Here is a 2164-nt window from a genome sequence, read left to right as displayed (position 1 = left end):
AAATGGTTTTCGACAATTTTGGAATGAATGGAATAATTTAAAATCGGAAATAAAAAAAACTGCACACAACAACGTATAAAAATAATTGCTGTTTTGTGCTTAAATAAAGGTAGTTGCGTATTTGCTACATCTGAATTTCCTCCGGAAATTCCTCGCACGCAAACCCGCAACTATTCTTATACAAACACGTTGGCAATAATTAAAACGCACATTTATGAACAGAAATTTATTAACCTTAATTTTAGTACTTTTCAGCTTTTTTTCAGTGAACGCAAGTAATGGAAATACTCTCATAACTATCTATGATGAGCATTGTCAATACTCTCTCAATTTATTGAACATTACATTTAAAAATAAAAAGATTGAGAATTTAATAAATAATGAATTTACTCATAAAATTTTAAAACAAAGTTCAAAAGAAGCTCAAGAACTTATTGAAAAATATGAAATAGTTGGTTTTCCTGTGCAGATTATTAAAATAGAAAAAAAATCGCCATTTATTTGTCTTGGTTTTTTAAATGAATTAGAGGAATTTAATTTTTTAAATAAATTTTTAAATAGAAAAAATGAGAATACAGATTTTCAAGAAATGACACCTTTTGAAAAATACGTATTTAAAGAATCAGGAATTGGATATGATATTGATAACAATAGAATAATTGGCCCAACAAAAGATGAAAGCTATAAAGGTTGCATCAAGAAGGAAAATCCATCTCATTATCAATGTAGAGGATTAAGTGGAACAGGAGTCATCGTAAATAGAGATTCAAACTCTTTTAGAACTTCAGTTTTTGCTTATAAAGATGAAGGTTTAACTGAAGATGGTGCTGTATCGACTACTAGCTTTGTGGAAAATGGCAAAGTCATTAAGCAATCATATTGTTTTTACGATGCTAAATATGAACCAAACCAAAGCGATAAAAAGCAATATTTCCTACCTAGTCTTTTAAAATGCTATACAGTTACACCTAATATATGTAATATAATTAACAAATTAAATACAGTTGAAAACTATAAAGATATTTCACTTTTTAATGAATTCGTATCAACTCTAAAATCAACTGAATTCAAAGAAAAGCAACTTGATATTTATAAAGAAAGTTATAGGAATATTTTTTTATACACTAACGAAAGATTTACATATAAATATTACTCAAAGATTTCAGATGGTTATTATGATATCGAAAAACAAGGTAAAGCCCCTTTAACAAGCATCTTCGAAATGGAAAATCAAAATACATTCAAACAATGCACTAATTTTGCGGAATTTTATAAAAATGAAAAAATGATTTTTACAAAGGCATTTTTAAATCCTTGTAAGGGCATGATTAAAAGTGGAATTATGACAACCGAATAATAACTATTGCCAACACCGTGTATAATTAATGGCTAGTTTTAGCTTACTTACGAAAATCCTCGCGGATTTTCTATTTGGTTTTTATTTGCTAAATTAGGTGCTTAAACACGCCACTAATCATACACAAACACGTTGCCATTCATTGACGTAACGCACTCTGAAGCCAAAAATTAGAGTTTATAAAAATTGAGTTTTGACAAGAAAACGCTGAAACTTTACTCAAATTAGGAATAAAAAATTACAGCGGATTTTTTAGTAAATTAAAAAACTGTACTGAATCTGGAATTACACATTCAAACGTGAAATAAGAATCACATCGATTTTATTTAATTCCAAGTATTCTATTAAAGGTTTTTAATTCGCACTTATAAAATTGAATAAATTTTTGTTTGAATGATTTTAAAAAATTGTGCATATTGTAAAGTATTTAAGTGTAATTATAAGACGAAAAAGTATTGAATTTGTTACAAATATTATTTGAATTATAAATCAAAACCAAATTGTGTGTGGAATAAAGCAAGTTTCGGAATTGCTCACTCAAACGGAATTGAAAAATAAAGCGGAATATAATGCTCACGGAATTTACTCAAACTCTAAAAATCTGAAAACGGAATTTAACTGAACAATTTGAACTCTGAGAAAAAACAACGAAATGGCAACAACGTGTATAAAAAATTGCTAGATTAGTGCTTAAATAATGGTAGTTGCATTTTTGCCAACTTCTGATTTTCCTTCGGAAAATCCTCGTCGCCAAAAACGCAACTTTCCATACACAAGACCGTTAGGGTGCATATAAACTATGAAGAA

Annotated in this window: 1 protein-coding gene; it reads left to right on the top strand. The window is 28.1% G+C overall.

Annotated elements, in window-relative coordinates:
- Positions 1-214: 214 nt before the first annotated feature.
- Complete coding sequence (locus ACVC3Y_RS00300; RefSeq protein WP_452225745.1) at positions 215-1357, top strand: hypothetical protein; 1143 nt, start codon at positions 215-217, stop codon at positions 1355-1357.
- The last annotated feature ends 807 nt before the right edge of the window (positions 1358-2164 follow it).

It is taken from the genome of Lacinutrix cladophorae (assembly GCF_053604645.1).
The sequence above is the reverse complement of the archived record's forward strand: the minus strand, read 5'-3'. Positions and strand labels throughout refer to the sequence as shown.